Source organism: Nocardiopsis sp. EMB25 (genome assembly GCF_026797795.1).
In the GTDB taxonomy this organism is placed as follows: domain Bacteria; phylum Actinomycetota; class Actinomycetes; order Streptosporangiales; family Streptosporangiaceae; genus Nocardiopsis; species Nocardiopsis lucentensis.
The window spans coordinates 220,051-237,499 of sequence record NZ_JAMTDN010000001.1; the positions used below are offsets into that span (position 1 = coordinate 220,051).

Here is a 17,449-nt window from a genome sequence, read left to right on the forward strand (position 1 = left end):
GGCCTTCTGTGCGCCCCGGCCTACATCTGCGAACCGGGCATACCGGACAATAGTTGGGATCCATCACCCGCTACCTCCCTGAGGGGAACTCCGCATGCCCACCCCCACGACCACACACGTTCGCTACAAGGGCCTGACCGCCCGCGACCTGTCGCTCATCGCCGTCTTCGCCGCCCTCATCGCGGCCCTGAGCGTCTCCGTGGCCATCCCGATCCCCTTCTCCCCCGTGCCGATCACCCTCCAGACGCTCGGCATCATGCTCGCCCCCACCCTCCTGGGCTGGAAGCGCGGCACCCTCGCCGTCGCCACCTTCCTCGCCCTCGGCCTGGCCGGACTCCCGCTCTTCGCGGGCGGACGCGGCGGTCTGGCGGTCCTGGCCGGCCCCTCCGCCGGATTCATCGTCAGCTGGATCTTCGCCGCCCTCGTCATCGGCGTCCTCACCGACCTCATGATCCGCGGCGGAAAGTACTCCTTCTGGAAGGGCCTGGGGATCAACCTGGTCGGCGGCATCCTCGTCATCTACGCGATCGGTGTGCCCTGGATGGCGGTCGCCCTCGGTGACGGCGTCCTGGCCGCCGGACTCTCGATGCTCGTCTACCTGCCCGGCGACGCCGTCAAGGCCGTGGTCACCGCCCTCATCGCCGCCACGGTCTTCCGCGCCTACCCGATCCCGCCCGCCGGACGCCCGGTGCTCGAAGAGGCCGCCTGATGCTCCGGCTGGAGGGGGTGTCCCACTCCTACGACGGCCGCGCGGTACTGCGCGACGTCACCCTCGATCTCGCCGAGCACCGCATCGGCGTGATCGGGGCCAATGGGTCCGGCAAGTCCACACTCGCCCGTACCCTCAACGGCCTCGTCGTCCCGGACGTCGGCACGGTGTCCTTGGGGGAGTGGAACACCCGGCGGCACGCCAGGCGGGTCCGCCGTCGGGTCGGGTTCGTCTTCTCCGACGCCTCGCACCAGATCATCATGCCGACGGTGGCCGAGGACGTGGAGATCGGCCTGCGGTCGCTGCGCCTGGGCGCCGAGGAGACCGCCCGCAGGGTGGACCGGATCCTGGAGCGGTTCGGCCTGGACAGCCACCGCGACCACCCCGGACACCTGCTGTCAGGCGGCCAGAAGCAGCTCCTGGCCCTGGCGTCGGTGCTGGTCACCGAACCCGAGGTACTGGTCTGCGACGAGCCCACCACGCTGCTCGACCTGCGCAACACCCGGATGGTGCACCGCACCCTGGAACGCCTCGACCAGCAGGTCGTCCTCTTCACCCACGACCTGGACCTGCTCACCGGCTTCGACCGCGTGCTCGTCATCGACGACGGGCGCGTGGTCTTCGACGGCGCTCCGGGAGAGGCGGTGCCCTTCTACGTGGACCGGATGGAACGGGCGGACCGGGAGGAGGCCGACCGGTGACCGGCCTCTACGTGCCGGGTTCGGGGCCGCTGCACCGGATCCCGGCCGGTCCCAAACTCCTGGCGCTGCTGGTCGTCGGTGCCGCCCTGGTCGTGGCGGCCCACCACTGGCTGGCGGTCGGTGCGCTCGGCGCCGCCCTCGTCCTGTACCCGGTCGTCGGCCTGCCGCCGCGCCACGCGTTCGGGGTCCTGCGTGCCCTGTGGCCGTTCCTGTTGGCCATCGGTGTGTTCCAGACGCTGTTCGGCGACTGGCAGACGGCTCTTCGGCTCTGCGCGCAGCTGGCCGCCCTCGTGCTGCTGGCCAACGCCGTCACGCTCACGACCCGTGTCGGTGAGATGCTCGGCCTCTTCGAGCGCCTGGCCCGACCACTGCGCCGCGTGGGCGCCAACCCCGACCGTGTCGCCCTGGTCCTGGCACTCACCGTGCGCTCCATCCCCATGGTCCTGGTGGCCTGGCGGACCGCCCGTGAGGGCTACGTGGCCCGGGGCCTGTCGGGACGTCCGTACCTGCTGGTGGTGCCGGTGATCGTCCAGCTGCTGAGGATGGCCGACGCGACCGGCGAGGCGCTCGTGGCACGCGGCATCGACGAGGAGACGCGCCGACAGGGGTGACCCGGGGGCACACGTTCCGAAACGGGGCCGTATCCGGCCATACCGATTCAATATCGGCTAAGCGCAGTGCTCACTTGTGGGTAGATAATGGGCAAAACAGCCCATTCCTCCCCGCCAACGGACCGGTGATAGCGTGCCCCGGCGTCCTCCAGCCGACCCGCGCACCTGGCCGCGCGCGCTCGCGGCGGTCACGGTGGCCGCGACCATGGCCCTCGTCCTGCCGGGATCGGGCTCCGCCGCACGTGGGGACACCGTCCCGGAACCACCCGGCGGCGTGGTCGCCGGGGACGTCGTGCCGGCGCCGGGGGACACCCCCGAACCCGTCTCCGGGAGCGCCGTGCTCACCCCGGAGCAGCGCGGGGAACTCTCCGAACGGGTCGCGGCGATCATCGCCGAACACGGTGTGCGGTGCGGCATCGCCGTGCAGGACCTGCGTACGGGAACCACGTTCAGCCACGCGCCGCAGGACCCCTTCCAGACGGGCAGTGCGGCCAAACTGACCATCCTCACCATGCTGCTCCTGCGCGCCGACGCGGAGGGGCGCGAGCTGACCGCCTCCGAGCGCGCCCAGGCGGAGCGGATGATCCGCTACAGCGACAACGGGGTCACCAACGGCCTCTACTCGCGTCTCGGCTTCACCGAGGGATTCGAGGCGGGAGCCGCGACACTCGGCTTCACCGGCACCGAACCCCACCCGCGCGGCGTCTGGGGCGCGACCCGCACCACCGCGTCCGACCAGCTCCGCCTGCTGCGCGCCCTACACGCCGACCAGGGTCCGCTCTCGGAGGAGGACCGCGCGTACGTGCGCGGCCTCATGGAGTCGGTCGCCCCCGAACAGGCGTGGGGGATCAGCGCCGCGGCCGGACCCGGTGACACGGTGGGGCTCAAGAACGGTTGGGTTCCCCGTGAGAGCAACCACGGTCTGTGGAACATCAACAGTGTCGGCTACGTGGTGGGGCCCGACCGCGAGTACCTCGTCGCCGTCCTCTCCGACGACCACCCCGACTACTTCAGCGGTGTCGACCTGGTCGAGGAACTGGTGTCCGCCGTGATCGGGGAGTTCGAGAACCCCGGGGCCGGGAGGGGACTCGGAGGCCGGGAGACGGCCGTCGGCTGACCGCCCCTCTCGCCCCCAGGGCGTTGGGATATCTCACCATCGAAGCGTCGACAACGTGTGTCCGTTTGACCGGTGGGGCGTGGTCGTATTGACTTTTCCTCGGTCGATTCTCCGGTGCGCGGAAAAGCCTGCCTCAGCATGTTGAGGTCAGTGTCTTCCCAGGTCTTTGTGCATGCTGAGGCGGAATCGTCCCATCGGGAACGGGAAGGGAAAGTAGAAAATGCCGACGACCGAGTGGAACCGAAAGATCTGGGGAGAAAAGCACACATGGGACCACAACGGTGATGAATGGGAATGGATGGCCGCTCATTGCCGCCAGCCCTACGCGGCCTGGAAGGGATCCCTCGTCGACACGCTGCTCGCCCCCGGAGCCACCGGGTGCGACGTCCTGGAGATCGGTCCCGGTCGAGGCCGCTGGACCGAGCACCTGCTCGAACACGCCCGCACGGTCTGGATCGTCGACATCAACCAGAACTGCCTCGACCACTGCCGAGAGCGATTCGGCGACCGACGGGGACTGCGGACCCATCACACCTCCGACTGCGGCATGGAACCCGTTCCCGACGCGTCGCTCGGCTTCGTGTGGTCCTTCGACGTGTTCGTGCACTTGGACGAGGACGTCATCACCGGCTACCTCGACGAGATCGCCCGCATCCTGGAACCCGGCGGGAGCGCGGTCATCCACCACGCCGGCAAACCCGACTGGACACTGCGTCTGGCCCCCCTGACCCGACGCGCCGGACGCCCGGGGAAGGTCGTCCAACGCTGGGTCAGCCAGCGCCGCTGGCGCGACGACGGCAACCGCTCCGACGTGTCACCACGGGCGTTCGCCGACTGGGCGCGGGCGGCGGGTCTGCGTGTGACCCGGCAGCGCGACTCGTGGGGGGACCGGGGACAGTACGACGTCACCAAGTACCGCGACTGCATCACCCTGCTGGAGAAACCCGCCTGAGTGCCCGCTTCGGGAAACCGGTCGGGTGGGAGGGCCGGCCCCCTCCCACCCGACCGTCAGGCTGAGCGGTCAGCCGGTGGCCGTCTCCGGGCCGACGTCAGTCGAGCGTCTCGCCGCTTGTGCGCTATCCACTGACCTGGAACCGGGAGGGCTTCCTGCCGCCCCTGGATACCGCTGAGCTGACCCCGATGGGCCCAGAGATTCCGCGAAGAGAGTGTGACCGTGGGTGATCGGACGCTAGTGTTGGCGCAGTTCTGACACGGTGGGAGCCCAGAGTGCGTGAACTGCACGACTTCGAGATAGAGCCAGAGGTACGTGACTGGCTTGACAGTCTGAGCGACAGTGACTTCAAGCGTGTGGACGAGGTCGCTGGGATGTTGGCCGAGCGGGGGAGTGGGCTGGGCGGTCCTTGGTCAGACCATCTGGAGGGTCCGGTATGGGAGCTACGCCTTCGCTTGCGAGGAGTGGCCGCCCGTGTAACGTACTGGTGCAGGCCTGACGGCAGGATCGTACTGCTCACAGTCTTCCGTAAAACGAAGCAGCATGATCAACGGCAGATCGACAGGGCGGTTCGGGCCCAGAAGATCTGCGCGAACGAGCATGACGGGCCGGTCGTTGAGAGCTACGAGAGGCGGGTGTGATGGCTGGTTACCACACGCGTTGGGTGCGTCCGGATCCTCGGCCCGAAGACCCGGAGCGGATCGCGATTCGGGAGGCCCTTGCTTTCGGTAAGGCACTGTATGACCGGCGGACGGCTCTGGGGCTCTCCGTTGATGAGCTGGCTGAACGGGCGGTCATGACTCCCGACGAGATCGAGTGCATCGAGGAAGGCGGGACTGCGCCGACCGTCGACCTGCTGCGCCGACTCGCGGCAGCGCTCAACGCGGATGTCCGACTGACGGCCGGACATGACATCGACTCGGTCTGGTTCGAGCCGCACGCGGCCTGACCTATTCGGAAGTGGACAGAGACGTGGGAGGGGTCCGGGCCCCTCCCACGCGAGCGTCAAGCCGAACGGGCCGCCGCTGATGTACTACGCGCTAACCGAGCGGCTGTACTCTCCTCATGAGAGCGGCCCGCTGGTTGCGCACTATGTACTAACCTGGCGGCTCCCTGGTTAGGTCATCCTAGAGGGCCGCCCGCCACGTAGATGACCTGGCCGGACACGAACCCGGCCGCCTCACCGGTGAGGAAGGCGATCGTGTTGGCGATGTCAGCGGGCTCCCCCACCCGGCGCACCGGGATCTCGGCGGCCTTGAACTCCTTCATGGCGTCGTAGTCGACGCCGACGCGCTCGGCCGTGGCCCGGGTCATGTCGGTCTCGACGAACCCGGGCGCGACCGCGTTGCAGGTGACGCCGAACTTGCCCAGTTCGATCGCGAGGGTCTTGGTGAAGCCCTGCAGGCCGGCCTTGGCCGCGGAGTAGTTGGCCTGGCCGCGGTTGCCCTGCGCCGAGGAGCTGGACAGGTTGACGATCCGGCCCCACGTGTGCTCGGTCATGTGCGCCTGGGCGGCCCGGCTCATGAGGAACGCGCCCCGCAGGTGCACGTTCATCACGGTGTCCCAGTCCTCCACCGACATCTTGAACAGCAGGTTGTCGCGCAGGACACCGGCGTTGTTCACCAGGATCTGCGGCGGCCCCAGGCGTTCGGCGACGGTGTCGACCGCGGCGGCCACCTGGTCGGCGTCGGACACGTCGCAGCCCACCGCGAGCGCGCGACCGCCCTCGGCGGTGATGCGGTCCACGACCTCCTGGGCGTCCGACTCCTTCAGGTCCAGCACGGCCACGGCCCGGCCCTCACGTGCCAGCCGTTCGGCGGTGGCCGCGCCGATGCCTCGGGCGGCGCCGGTCACGATGGCCACACGGGGTGTTGGGGACATGGTGTTACCTCCAAGGTTCACGAGGTGGGCGCGAGCGAATCCTATCGCCATCCCTACCGGTCGGTAGGTAGTCGGGGTGGTGTGAACGGGTCGTGCGGGGAAGGCCGTGACATGCGCCGGAAACCTCGTCGGGGATTGGTGTCCCCGTTTCCCTGCACATTGTCAGGGCTTGGCCTACGATTGCCTCCAAGGCCAGGGTGCACGTGCATTCGAACCGTGCAGCGGCACGCGCCGAGCGGTGTGACGCGCCGTTCCCCAGCGTGGGGGAGGGTTTCACGGCCATATCCGTAAGCGCGGGGCGAACGGGTTCGGGGCACACGCACCGGGGAGGAGTGGAAGGCATGGAATGTGCGGAGGCGGTGGCGGAACCGGCCGGTGGATGGTGGTTCAGGGTCCTGAAGCACGGTTCCAGCCGGTGGAACACGCCCGTGTGCGGTGACCGGCACGACGCCGTCACGTGGGGCTTCGAGCCCCGGCCGTACGCCGTGGGCGCCGCGCGCGAGATATCCGAGGCCCTTCTCCGCGAATGGGAGATGGGGTACTTGTCCGATGATGTCGCGGTCGTTGTTTCCGAATTGGTGACCAATGCGGTCCGACACGGCGGCCCCCTGCCGGTGGCTCGGCCGGGTGAGGGCGGTATTCAGCTCTCGCTCATGCGCAGCGGGCGAGAATTCATCTGTGCGGTTCGCGACGGCGGGGAACGGTGGCCGAGGAGAAGGCAGCCGGACCTGACCCTCGAAGGAGGGCGGGGGCTTGCACTCGTCAGTGCTTTCGCGCGAGAGTGGGGAGTGATTCCGACACCCCCCACCGGAAAGTTCGTTTGGGCGCAATTCGCGTGACGTGCCGACCGGCGCGGTGGGCGGCCGCCCCGCCGCCGCGACCGCTCGAGGGGCGGTCGGACACGGGACAGTGACCCGATGGGGCTCCGTGTGTACGGCCACCATGGCTATATCGTGTACGTGTAGTGTCCTGACCGCACGGCAAAGGAGTCCCACCGGTCCGGATACCCTTGTTCGGGGAATGACAGAGAGGCGGCGAACGTGGATATCGCTCGATTGCGCAAGGGGAGTGGCCCCACCGTGCGTCGCATGCTCCTCGGGCACGAGCTACGGCAGTACCGCGAACAGCGCGGTATCACTCGCGAGGACGCAGGGAACCGGATTCGCGCGTCCGCGTCCAAGATCAGCCGGATGGAACTCGGTCGGGTCGGTTTCAAGCTCCGGGATATCGAGGACCTCCTCAAGATGTACGGGGTCACCGACCGTAAGGTCATCAAGCAATTCCTCGAAGTGGCTCGCGAATCCAACAAGCCGGGCTGGTGGAAGGAGTACGGCGACTCCCTGCACAAGTGGTTCGTCCGCTACGTGGGTTTCGAGGAGGCCGCCGACCACATCCGGATCTACGAGTCCCAGTTCGTGCCGGGCCTGCTCCAGACCGAGGAGTACGCGCGTGAGATCATCTCCGGTGGCGTGGAGACCGACATGGTCACCGAGCAGCGGATCGAGGCCAGGCTGCGCAGACAGCAGCGGCTTGACCGCGACAAGGACATGCGCATGTGGGTCATCCTCGACGAGGCCGCGGTCCGTCGGCCCATCGGGGGAAAGCCGCGGGGCCGGGAGATTATGCGCGGCCAGCTCCGGCGGCTGATCGAGTTCTGCAAGGACTACGACAACATCACCCTCCAGATCGTCCCCTTCGAGGTCGGCGCGCACGCCGCCGAGGCGGGATCGTTCACCCTGCTCCGCTACTCCGCTTCGAGCTCGCGGACCTGCTCTACCTGGAGCAGCTGACCGACGGGGAGATCGTCGACCGTCGGAACGTGGTGGAGGCCTACACCAAGGCGATGACCAGACTGAGTGTCGCGGCGGCCACACCGGACGAGACACTGGAGATGCTTGAGGAGATGCTGGCGGACCTGGAAAGGGACTGACCGCCAGCCGTGTGTCGACGGGGTGCGGGGCCGATGCCCTGGCCCGCCGTGGGATCGTGGCCCCGTCGGGCCTGGGGGCTCCACCGTCGCGGTGGAGCCCCCAGGTTCGCGGCCGCCCGATCGGGGTGAGAGAGTCCCCGGTGCCGCCGCTCGGGAGAGACGGGCGTTCGGGGGCGGAGCCTCCGACGCGCGCCGTCGGATCGTTTCGTCCTTCGGGTCAGCTCAGCAGGTTGTCGAAGTCACCGTCCTTGGCGCCCAGGATCATGCAGTCGATCTCCTCCTGGGTGTAGACCAGGGCGGGCCCCGAAGGGAAGCGGGAGTTGCGTACGGCGATCGATCCGTCGCTCAGTCGTGCCATCTCCACGCAGGCGCCCTGGGAGTTGCTGCGCTTCGCCTTCTGCCACGCCGCACCGGTGAGTTCGGTCGCGGAGATGCCGTTGTGTGCGCTCATGCTGTCCTGCTCCTTTGCCACTTGAGGGGAGGTGCTGTGCCGATGCACTGACATATGCACGTGCATCAGCACTGTCACATTCACAAGACTAGCGTGACGGCGGCCACTTGTCCCCGGCTTTCGCATGATGTAAGCGCCATGTAATCGAATGGCTCCGTTCGGGGGTGAGTGCACCCGACAAAAGTCTAGAAAGGCGGAAAAAACACCCAGGGAAAGGTCACCAGAGGCACAAGTGAGAGCCCCACCGGTCGGGTGACCGATGGGGCTCGGGGAGGGGGAGGGGTGTGGCTCGGCGCGTCTCAGATGGACCGGGAGGTAGTGGTCAGGAGCACTCCAGGGCCGCCGTCAGTGCAGCCAGGTTCCCGCGCATGATCGAGGGGTAGTCGTCGCCGGGGGACTGGTCGGTCACCCCCTCCAACGGGTCGAGTACGGCGACCTCGGCCCCGGACTCGGCGGCGATGGTGTCGGCGGTCGCGGCGGGCATCAGAGGTTCGGTGAAGACCGTGGTGATGCCGCTCTCCTCCACGATGTCCGCGATCGCCGCGATCTGCGAGGGGGAGGGCTCTGTGTCGGGGTCGACCCCGCTGACGCCGATCTGCTCCAGCCCGTGGGCCTCGGTCAGGTAGGCGAAGGCCGTGTGTCCGACGACCACCTCGTGGCGCGCGCAGTCGGTCAGTCCCGCGTCGTACTCCTCGCCGATCGTCGTCAGCTCCGCGGTCACTGCCTCGGCGTTCTCCTCGTAGGTCTGCGCGCCGTCGGGGTCCAGTTCGGCCATCCGGTCGGCGAGCGCGGCGGCGGCCTCCGCCATGAGATCGACGTCGAGCCAGAAGTGGGGGTCGAACTCGCCGTGGTCGTGCCCGTCGCCCTCCTCGTGGCCTTCTTCGTCCTCCTCGGCGTGCGCCTCGTGCTCGCCCTCCTCCTCGTGGGCGTGCTCGCCTTCTTCTTCGTGGGCGTGCTCGTCCTCGTGCTCGTGGCCGCCGTCATCACCGATGGGGTGGAGTTCGACCACGTCGGCGACGTCGAGCGCGGTGTCCGCCGCCTCCTGCTCGACCGCCTCGTCCACGGCGGGCTGGAGTCCCGAGACGTAGAAGGCGATGTCCGCCTCACTGACCTCACCGATCTGACGGCCGGTCAGCTCGAGGTCATGGGGTTCGGCGCCCGGCTCGGTGAGCTGCGTGACGGCCACGCGGTCGCCGCCGACCCGCCCGGCCAGCCACTCCAGGGGGTAGACGCCGGTGACGAGGGTCAACGCGGCGTCCTCCGCGCCGTCGGCCCCGCCCTCGCCGCCGCCGCACGCGGTGATCATCATGAGTGTCGCGGCGCCGAGGGCGGCGGCCCGCACGGTGGTCCCAGTTCGCATGGGACCCATCATGCGGGAAAATGAAAACGGTTGTCAATTTGTCCGACTGGTGGGGAAGATCCCAGGTCGGTGGATCCGCTCCCGGTCGGCCGAGCCCGCGCGGCTCAGTCCGCCTCGGCGAACCGCTCCACGTCCTCGGTACGACCGGCGACCACGATCACGTCCCCCTTACTCAGCACGGTTTCCCTGCTGGCGTAGGTGAACGCCGCGCCGCGGTGCTTGACCGACACGACCGTGATCCCGTACTTCTGCCGGACCCTGGTCTCGGCCAGGGGGAGGCCGATGAGCTCCTTGGGCGCCTTGGTCTTGCCGAGCGAGAACCCCTCCTCCATCTCGACGTAGTCCAGCATCCGTCCCGACACCAGGTGCGCGACCCGCTCACCCATGTCGTGCTCGGGCAGGACCACGTGGTGGGCGCCCACCTGCTCGAGGATGCGACCGTGGCGGCGGCTGACCGCCTTGGCCCAGATGTCGGGGACACCCAGGTCGACCAGCTGCGACGTGGCGAGGATGCTCTCCTCCAGGTGCGACCCGATCGCGACGACCGCGTGGGTGAACTGCGCCGCGCCGATCTGCCGGAGCGCCTCGTCGTCCGTGGCGTCCGCGATCACCGTGTGGGTGAGCGCGTCGGCGAACATCTGGACCAGCCGCGGGCTGGAGTCCATGCCCAGCACCTCCCAGCCGTGGTTGATCAGCTCCAGCGCCATGGAACTGCCGAACCGGCCCAACCCGATGATCAGGATGCGTTTGTCGGATTCCTTCTTGGTGTACGGCACGGGGTCTTCCTTCGGTGACTACGGGTGGGTGGTGTTCAACCGATCATCGTCCGGCCCTCGGCCAGGTCGTACCGGCGCTTGCGCTCACGGAAGGCGATGGCGGTGACGAACGTCACCGGTCCGATGCGGCCCGCGATCATCAGCACGGCCAGCAGCAGCTGCGCCCACGGGGGGAGCTCTGGGGTGATGCCCGTGGACAGCCCCACCACGCCCACCGCGGAGACCACCTCGAAGAGGGTCTCCATGAACGAGAACTGGGTCGTGTGCAGGAAGAACACGGTCGTTCCCGCGACCGCCGTCATGGACAGGAACGTCAGGCTGAGGGCTTGGCGGATGATGTCGGAGGGAAGGCGGCGGCCGAAGACGTGCACCCGGTCATGGGCACGCACCTCCGACCACAGGACGAGGAAGAGCACCGCGAGAGTGGCGACCTTGATGCCGCCCGCTGTTCCGGCGCTGCCGTTGCCCACGAACATCATCATGATGGTGAGCAGCAGCGTGGAGTCGTACATCTGCCCGGTGTCGGTGACGTTGAAGCCGCCGCTGCGCGGCATGACCCCGTGGAAGAACCCGTCGGTGATCCGCGCCCACCAGTGCAGTCCGCCCAGCGTGTCCGGGTTGCCCCACTCCATCGCGATGACGAGCACACCGGTGACCACGAACAGCACGGAGCTCGTGACCACGGTCAGCCGCGTGTGCAGGCTCCAGCGCTTCGGCACGCGCCAGTGGCGGCGCAGCTCGAGGAGGACCGGGAAGCCGATGCCACCGAGGATGACCGCCACGGCCACGGCTCCGAGGATGATCGGGTCCCCGGAGAACCGGGTGAGGCTGTCGTCGTACAGCGACAGCCCCGCGTTGTTGAACGCCGACACCGAGTGGAAGAAGGCCGAGTAGGCCGCCTCCCCGAAACCCATCCCGTGGCCCAGCCACATCCGCGGCATGATGACCACGAACGTCGCCGCCTCGATCACCAGGCCGACCAGTGCCACCCGGCTCACGATCCCCCGGACGTCCCCGACCGCCATCGCCCGATTCTCCGCCTGCACGTTGAGCTGCATGCGCAGGCTGAAGCGCTGCACGAGCGCCGAGCCGAGCAGGGAGGCCAACGTCATGATGCCGATCCCGCCGACCTGGATCAGCGCGGTGACCACCAGTTGACCGAAGACCGACAAGTCGTCTCCGATCGAGATGACCGAGAGCCCGCACACGGCCAGGGACGTGGTCGAGGTGAACACCGCCTCGACGAAGTCCAGCCCCTCACCGTCGGTCGAGGCGGCGGGTGTCATCAGCAGCCCGGCGCCGATGAGGTCGGCCGCGACGAACATCAGGAGGAAGGCCCTGGCGGGCTTCCCCCACGCACTGCGCGGCCGGTACGTCGGCTGCTCGGCGGACCAGCGCCGGGCGATCGGGGGAAGGCGGTGCATGAGGCGGGCGACGCGCCGCCGCGTGGCGCTGGCCGTCTGTGCGGCGCGAGCGCGCACCGCATCGGGAACCCACCCCATGATCCCGTTTCCACCCGAGTTTCCACGTACGCCTTGTCCGGACCCGAACGATTCTGCCATCAGGGCAGGACCGCACGGGCCATCGAACCCGGGACACCCGTGGTGCTCAGGCGTGTCGCGCGCCCTCGTGGGCGGCGTGGCCCGGTGGCTCCAGTTGCAGGGTCGAGTGCTCGACGTCGAAGTGTCCGGTCAGGCAGGTGTGGAGTTCGTCCAGCATCCGACCGCTGTCCTGGAGGTGCACCTCGTCCACGACCACGTGGGCCGACATCACGGGAACGCCGGAGGTGATGGTCCACGCGTGCAGGTCGTGCACGTCGACGACGGCGGGGTGGTCCAGGAGGTGGTCGCGGACCTCGCTGAGGTCCATGCCCCTGGGGGTGGCCTCCAGCAGGATGTGCACGGCCTCCTTGAGCAGCGCCCACGCCCGGGGGACGATGACGGCGGCGATGGCGAGGGAGATGAGCGTGTCGATCCGGCTCCAGCCGGTGAGCCACAGCACGACGCCCCCGACGATGACGCCGACCGAGGCGAGGGCGTCGCTCAACACCTCCACGTAGGCGCCGCGGACGTTGAGGCTCTCCTCCGCCCCCGACCGCAGGACGAACAGTGCCACGACGTTGGCCACCAGGCCGATGCCGGCCACGAGCACGACGCCGGGGCCGGAGACCTCGGCGGGTGAGCGCAGCCGGTCGACCGCCTCGATGACGATGAATCCGCACAGGCCGAACAGCGCGAGCGCGTTGACGGCCGCGGCGAGGATTTCGGCGCGCTGGAAGCCGAAGGTCCGCTTGCTGGTGGCGGGTCGGGTGGCGATCCACACGGCGGCCAGCGCCAAGCCCACCCCGAAGGAGTCGGTGGCGGTGTGACCGGCGTCGGCGAGCAGGGCGAGGCTGCCGCTGAACACGGCGCCGCTCACCTGGACGACGGCGACGGTGAGCATGAGTCCCAGGGCCAGGGCCAACCGTTTGCTGTTGGCGGCCCCGGCGGTCATCGCGCCGTGTCCGTGCCCGTGTCCGGCACCCATCGCTGACCCCTTTCGTGGACGGCGGTGTCGGTGGTCGCGCTCCGACATCGACAAACAATTCAGTCACCACTGTTTATACAGTCGAAGCTGTCTATACAGCAACCTGTGTACAATGATTTTCATGTTGACCTCCGAGCAGCGCCTGTCCGCCATCCACCGCCTGGGGCGCGCCCTGTCCGACCCCACCCGCAGCCGTCTGCTGCTGGCCCTCCTCGACGGCCCCAACTACCCGGCGGGCCTCGCCGACCAGCTGGGGCTCACCCGCCAGAACGTCTCCAACCACCTGGCCTGCCTGCGGGACTGCGGTCTGGTCCGGACCCAGGCGCGCGGGCGTCAGGTCAGCTACGAGCTCGTCGACGACTCTCTCGCCCACGCACTGGACGACCTGCTGCGTGTCGTGTGGGGAACGACGCAGCCGCACCTGCCCGCGGACGATCGCTCCTCCGTGGCCTGAGTCGCCGTCCGTGGTCCGGGGTCGGTGCCCCCACGGCCCGGCGTCGAACGCTCCGTACGCGTGCGCGACACACCCCCTCCTTGGCCTCCCCCGTTCCGGAGGCCCGTAAATCGACGGTGAACCGACCGTTACGCTCAGACGTCCTCGTGGAGCACGTCGAAGCCCACCTCAGCCGCGGACACTCCGATCTTTCGGATGATGTCCCCAACTTTGGTCAGGTGCCGACCCTGACGTAAGGCTGACGTCTCCCTGAGAGATCCCTGAACCGGGCCGACAGAGCTGAGGACCCGATATAACGCGACGTATGGTGAGTGGTGCGCCCGACGGAAGCGGCGCCCGACACCCGGGCCCCGACCTCGGAAGACCACCACCCCCGCGACATCCACGACATCCGCGACACCCGACGGCGGGTCCGACCGAACGACGCCGTCCGCGTGCGCCGGTGCGTGCCCCCCGTCGCGGGACGGCCCACCACCACACGGCAGCGAACTAGGAGCGATAACCCCTCATGTCCAGATCGGCGACAACGACCCGCGCCGCGGGTCGATCCCTCGCGGGGACACCGGCCCGCGGAACGGAAGGGACGCACACGTGAACCGCCTGTCGAACATCTCCCTCGGCAACAGGGCGCTCGTCCTCCTCATCACCCTCGCGGTCATGTTCTTCGGAGTGCTCGCCGCGGTGGGCGCCAAACGCGAGCTCTTCCCCGAGTTCTCGCTGCCGATGGTGACCGTCACCGCCTCCTACGAGGGGGCCACCCCCCAGGTCGTGGAGAGCCAGGTCACCGAACCGCTGGAACAGGCCGTCCAGGGCGTGGAGGGCATCACGGCCGTCACCTCCACCAGCAGTACCGGGTCCGTGACGATCCAGGCCGAGTTCGACTACGGGCATGAACAGGACGTGCTGGTCCGCGAGACCCAGGCCGCGATCGACCAGGTCTCCGGCTTCCTGCCCGACGGTGTGGACACCAACGTGATGTCCATGAACACCAACATGCTGCCCGCCCAGGTCCTCGCGGTCAGCAGTGACGAACTCGACCAGAAGGACATGGCCTCCACCGTGGAGACCGTCCTCCTCCCGGAGATCGAGTCGGTCTCCGGTGTGCGCTCGGCCGTGCTCATGGGTGTCGAGGAGGAGCGAGTCGAGATCACCCCCGACGCGGACGAACTGGAGTCGGCCGGCCTCACCACGCGGGACCTCACCCAGGCACTGGAGGGCAGCGGCCTGCTCATGGCCGGCGGCACCCTCGACGAGGACGACCGCACGCTCAGCGTCACCACCGGTGAGCGGCACACCGACCTCGAACAGATCGAGGACGTGTGGATCCGGCCCGCCCAGAGCACCGCGGCGGCCGTGCCGGGTGCCGCGTCCGCCGCACCCGAGCCGGTCCAGCTCTCCGAGGTCGCCGACGTCGCGCTGGTCCCGCGGGAGTCCACCGAGATCTCCCGCGTGAACGGCGAGCCGGCCGTCATGCTCATGGTCCTGTCCACGCCCGACGGCAACACCGTCGACATCTCCGAGGGCGTGAACTCCGTGCTGGACGAGCAGGCCGACCTGCTCGGGGACGACATCCACCTCACACCGGTCTTCGACCAGGCCCCCTTCATCAACGAGTCGATCTCGGACATGTTCAACGCGGGCTGGATGGGTCTGGTCGCCGCGGTCGTCGTGATCCTGGTCTTCCTGCTGTCGATCCGCTCCACGATCGTGGTCGCCGTGTCGATCCCGGTGTCCATCCTGGTCACCTTCCTGGGGATGCAGGCGTTCGGGTTCACCCTGAACATGCTCACCCTGGCGGCCCTGACCATCGCGATCGGCCGGGTGGTCGACGACTCGATCGTGGTGTTGGAGAACATCCGCCGCCACATGGGCTACGGCAAGGAGCGCGCGGCGGCGGTCAAGGACGGAGTCCGCGAGGTCGCCACGGCCGTGGCCTCCTCCTCGTTCGCCACCATCGCCGTGTTCCTGCCGATGGCCTTCGTCGACAACCAGGCCGGTGAGATCTTCACGCCGTTCGCCGTGACCAGTTCGATCGCCCTGGGCGGTTCGCTGCTGGTCGCGCTGACCCTCACCCCCGTCCTGTGCTACTGGTTCATGCGGCCCAAGGAGGTCGGTGACACCACTCAGGAGGAGATCGAGCGCGAACAGTCCCGGGCGGAGCTGCGCACGCCACTGCAGCGGATCTACGTCCCGATCATCCGGTGGATCACCACCAAGCGGAAGAGCGCCACCGCCATCGTCCTGGCGGGCGCCACCGTGATCTTCGCCGGCACCGTGGCCATGGCCCTCACGATGGAGACCGACTGGCTCGGCGAGGCCGAGCAGAACACCTACATGGCGGTGCAGGACCTGGAGCCGGGCACCTCCCTGGAGACCGCCGACGCCGAGGCCGCCAAGGTCGAGGAGTTGCTCGACGGAATGGCCTGGGTGGACGACTACCAGGTCAGCGTCGGCGGCAACGGCAACCCGATGATGGCCGCCGGAACCGACCAGATCAGCTACACCGTCACCGCCGACCCCGAGTCCGACCAGCTGCGCAACCGCGAGGTGCTGCGGGAGGAGTTCGCCGCCCTCGACACCGAGTACGAGCCCAGGCTCGACGCCTCGGGCGGGATGGGCGGCTCGGGTATCGAGGTCCGGGTCACGGCCGAGGATCAGGAGGCCCTGACCGAGGCCGCCGACATGGTCGAGGAGGCCCTGCTCGACATCGACGGCGCCGACGACGTGGTCAACGGGGTCTCCGCCTCCCAGGCGGCCCTGGAGGTGCGCGTCGACGGCGAGGAGGCCGCCGAGCTGGGGATGAACGAGGCCATGGTCGGCCAGGCGGTCGCCGCCGCCTTCAACGGCCAGGGTGTCGGCTCCGCGACCGTCGACGACGTCCGCCGCGACGTGGTCGTGCTGGTCGACGAGGCTCCGGAGAGCCGTGCGGAGCTGGAGGACCTCACGCTCACCACGCCCACCGGGCAGGAGGTGAGCCTGGACCGCGTCGCCGACGTGGAGGAGGTCGTGCAGCCCCCGGAGCTGACCCGGATCGACGGCGTCACCAGCGCCACGGTGTCGGCCAGCCCGACCGCCTCCGACCTCGGCGCGGTGAGCGCCGAGATCGCGCGGGCCCTGGACGAGCTGGACCTGCCCTCGGGCGCCGCCGCCACGCTGGCCGGGGTCAGCCAGGACCAGTCCGAGGGCCTCATGCAGCTGCTCACGGCGCTGCTCGCGGCGATCGTCATCTGCTACCTGATCATGGTGGCGACGTTCAAGAGCCTCATCCAGCCGCTCCTGCTACTGGTGTCGGTTCCCTTCGCGGCGACAGGTTCGCTGGGTCTGCTCATGTTGACCGGCACCCCGCTCGGCGCGGCCGCGATGATCGGCATGCTCATGCTGATCGGCGTGGTGATCACCAACGCCATCGTGCTGATGGACCTGATCAACCAGAACCGTGCGGGCGGCATGCCGCTGGGCGAGGCGATCGTCGAGGGCACCCGGCACCGCCTGCGGCCGATCCTCATGACCGCGGCGGGCACCATCGCCGCGTTGGTTCCGCTGGCCACCGGCCTCACCGGTGGCGGCGCGTTCGTCTCCGGCCCGGTCGCGATCGTGGTGATCGGCGGTCTGGTCTCGTCCACCCTGCTCACGCTGATCCTGGTTCCCGTGCTCTACCAGCTGGTGGAGGCGGGCAAGGAGCGCCGCGCACGGAAGCGGGCGGCCCGTCGTGAGCGCCGGCGCGCCAAGCGCGCGGCCGGTAGGGGCGGCGAGGGCGCCGCCAGCCGGTCCGTACCGGAGATGAACGGCTCCGACGGCCGGAACGGCGCCAGCGGTTCGGACGAGCCCACCGGAGAACCCGTCGGGCGCTGACGGCTCCCGGTCCTTCCGGATCGGCGCGATCCGTCCGTTGAGGGGTGTCCCGCACTCGGTGCGGGGCACCCCCTTCGTCGTTCCCGCGCCCGGCGGGAGACGTGAACCGTGCCGGTTTCAGGGGGTTAT

Annotated in this window: 16 protein-coding genes and 1 pseudogene; 11 read left to right on the forward strand and 6 right to left on the reverse strand. The window is 68.9% G+C overall.

Annotation, left to right across the window (positions count from 1 at the left end; all coding sequences use genetic code 11):
• The first annotated feature begins 94 nt into the window (after window positions 1-94).
• The 7 genes from KIK06_RS00980 to KIK06_RS01010 all read left to right on the forward strand — a co-directional run bounded on the left by KIK06_RS00980 (window position 95) and on the right by KIK06_RS01010 (window position 5,039).
• Window positions 95-709, forward strand: a complete 615-nt coding sequence (locus KIK06_RS00980; protein ID WP_017599731.1) for a biotin transporter BioY — start codon at window positions 95-97, stop codon at window positions 707-709.
• On the forward strand, window positions 709-1,410 hold the full coding sequence (locus tag KIK06_RS00985) for an energy-coupling factor ABC transporter ATP-binding protein (protein WP_268641521.1): 702 nt from the start codon (window positions 709-711) through the stop codon (window positions 1,408-1,410). The genes KIK06_RS00980 and KIK06_RS00985 overlap by 1 nt, the downstream gene beginning before the upstream one ends.
• Window positions 1,407-2,021 carry an energy-coupling factor transporter transmembrane component T family protein gene (locus KIK06_RS00990; protein WP_268641523.1) on the forward strand — a complete coding sequence of 205 codons (615 nt, stop codon included), beginning with the start codon at window positions 1,407-1,409 and terminating at the stop codon, window positions 2,019-2,021. Before KIK06_RS00985 ends, KIK06_RS00990 begins: the two co-directional genes overlap by 4 nt.
• Window positions 2,022-2,154: 133 nt before the next feature.
• Entirely contained in the window at window positions 2,155-3,138 is a 984-nt protein-coding gene (locus KIK06_RS00995; RefSeq protein ID WP_268641524.1) for a serine hydrolase, read from the forward strand.
• Between the two features lie 220 nt (window positions 3,139-3,358).
• The gene (locus KIK06_RS01000; protein WP_268641525.1) at window positions 3,359-4,090 is read left to right on the forward strand and encodes a class I SAM-dependent methyltransferase; all 732 of its coding nucleotides are present in this window, start codon (window positions 3,359-3,361) and stop codon (window positions 4,088-4,090) included.
• Between the two features lie 275 nt (window positions 4,091-4,365).
• On the forward strand, window positions 4,366-4,731 hold the full coding sequence (locus tag KIK06_RS01005; RefSeq protein WP_075928173.1) for a type II toxin-antitoxin system RelE/ParE family toxin: 366 nt from the start codon (window positions 4,366-4,368) through the stop codon (window positions 4,729-4,731).
• Complete coding sequence (locus KIK06_RS01010) at window positions 4,731-5,039, forward strand: helix-turn-helix domain-containing protein (protein WP_075928203.1); 309 nt, start codon at window positions 4,731-4,733, stop codon at window positions 5,037-5,039. The genes KIK06_RS01005 and KIK06_RS01010 overlap by 1 nt, the downstream gene beginning before the upstream one ends.
• 173 nt (window positions 5,040-5,212) lie before the next feature.
• Here KIK06_RS01010 and KIK06_RS01015 read toward each other — a convergent pair whose 3' ends face one another.
• Window positions 5,213-5,971, reverse strand: a complete 759-nt coding sequence (locus KIK06_RS01015; protein WP_268641526.1) for an SDR family oxidoreductase — start codon at window positions 5,969-5,971, stop codon at window positions 5,213-5,215.
• Window positions 5,972-6,312: 341 nt separating this feature from the next.
• On the opposite strand from KIK06_RS01015, the gene KIK06_RS01020 reads away from it, so the two are divergent.
• Both KIK06_RS01020 and KIK06_RS01025 read left to right on the forward strand, forming a co-directional pair.
• Window positions 6,313-6,810, forward strand: coding sequence for an ATP-binding protein (locus tag KIK06_RS01020; protein WP_017599725.1), 498 nt, complete (start codon window positions 6,313-6,315; stop codon window positions 6,808-6,810).
• A 249-nt stretch (window positions 6,811-7,059) separates the two neighbouring features.
• Window positions 7,060-7,901 (forward strand): annotated as a pseudogene (locus KIK06_RS01025) (helix-turn-helix domain-containing protein).
• A 217-nt stretch (window positions 7,902-8,118) separates the two neighbouring features.
• Here the strand turns inward: KIK06_RS01025 and KIK06_RS01030 are convergent.
• The 5 genes from KIK06_RS01030 to KIK06_RS01050 form a co-directional block, all read right to left on the reverse strand.
• On the reverse strand, window positions 8,119-8,352 hold the full coding sequence (locus KIK06_RS01030; protein WP_017599723.1) for a DUF397 domain-containing protein: 234 nt from the start codon (window positions 8,350-8,352) through the stop codon (window positions 8,119-8,121).
• 322 nt (window positions 8,353-8,674) lie between these two features.
• The gene (locus tag KIK06_RS01035; RefSeq protein WP_268641527.1) at window positions 8,675-9,712 is read right to left on the reverse strand and encodes a metal ABC transporter substrate-binding protein; all 1,038 of its coding nucleotides are present in this window, start codon (window positions 9,710-9,712) and stop codon (window positions 8,675-8,677) included.
• A 104-nt stretch (window positions 9,713-9,816) separates the two neighbouring features.
• Window positions 9,817-10,488, reverse strand: a complete 672-nt coding sequence (locus KIK06_RS01040) for a potassium channel family protein (protein WP_017599721.1) — start codon at window positions 10,486-10,488, stop codon at window positions 9,817-9,819.
• A 35-nt stretch (window positions 10,489-10,523) separates the two neighbouring features.
• Window positions 10,524-11,912: a TrkH family potassium uptake protein gene (locus KIK06_RS01045; protein WP_442789815.1), complete on the reverse strand. Its 1,389-nt coding sequence runs from the start codon at window positions 11,910-11,912 to the stop codon at window positions 10,524-10,526.
• Between the two features lie 184 nt (window positions 11,913-12,096).
• A complete protein-coding gene (locus tag KIK06_RS01050; RefSeq protein ID WP_268641528.1) occupies window positions 12,097-13,014 on the reverse strand; it encodes a cation diffusion facilitator family transporter in 918 nt (305 codons plus the stop codon).
• 121 nt (window positions 13,015-13,135) lie between these two features.
• Here KIK06_RS01050 and cmtR point away from each other — a divergent pair, with 121 nt between their 5' ends.
• Together cmtR and KIK06_RS01060 are read left to right on the forward strand one after the other, a co-directional pair.
• Window positions 13,136-13,468 (forward strand): Cd(II)/Pb(II)-sensing metalloregulatory transcriptional regulator CmtR, encoded by a 333-nt coding sequence (gene cmtR, locus KIK06_RS01055; protein WP_017599717.1) that lies wholly within the window; start codon window positions 13,136-13,138, stop codon window positions 13,466-13,468.
• A gap of 591 nt (window positions 13,469-14,059) precedes the next feature.
• Window positions 14,060-17,320, forward strand: a complete 3,261-nt coding sequence (locus KIK06_RS01060) for an efflux RND transporter permease subunit (RefSeq protein WP_268641529.1) — start codon at window positions 14,060-14,062, stop codon at window positions 17,318-17,320.
• Window positions 17,321-17,449: the final 129 nt, after the last annotated feature.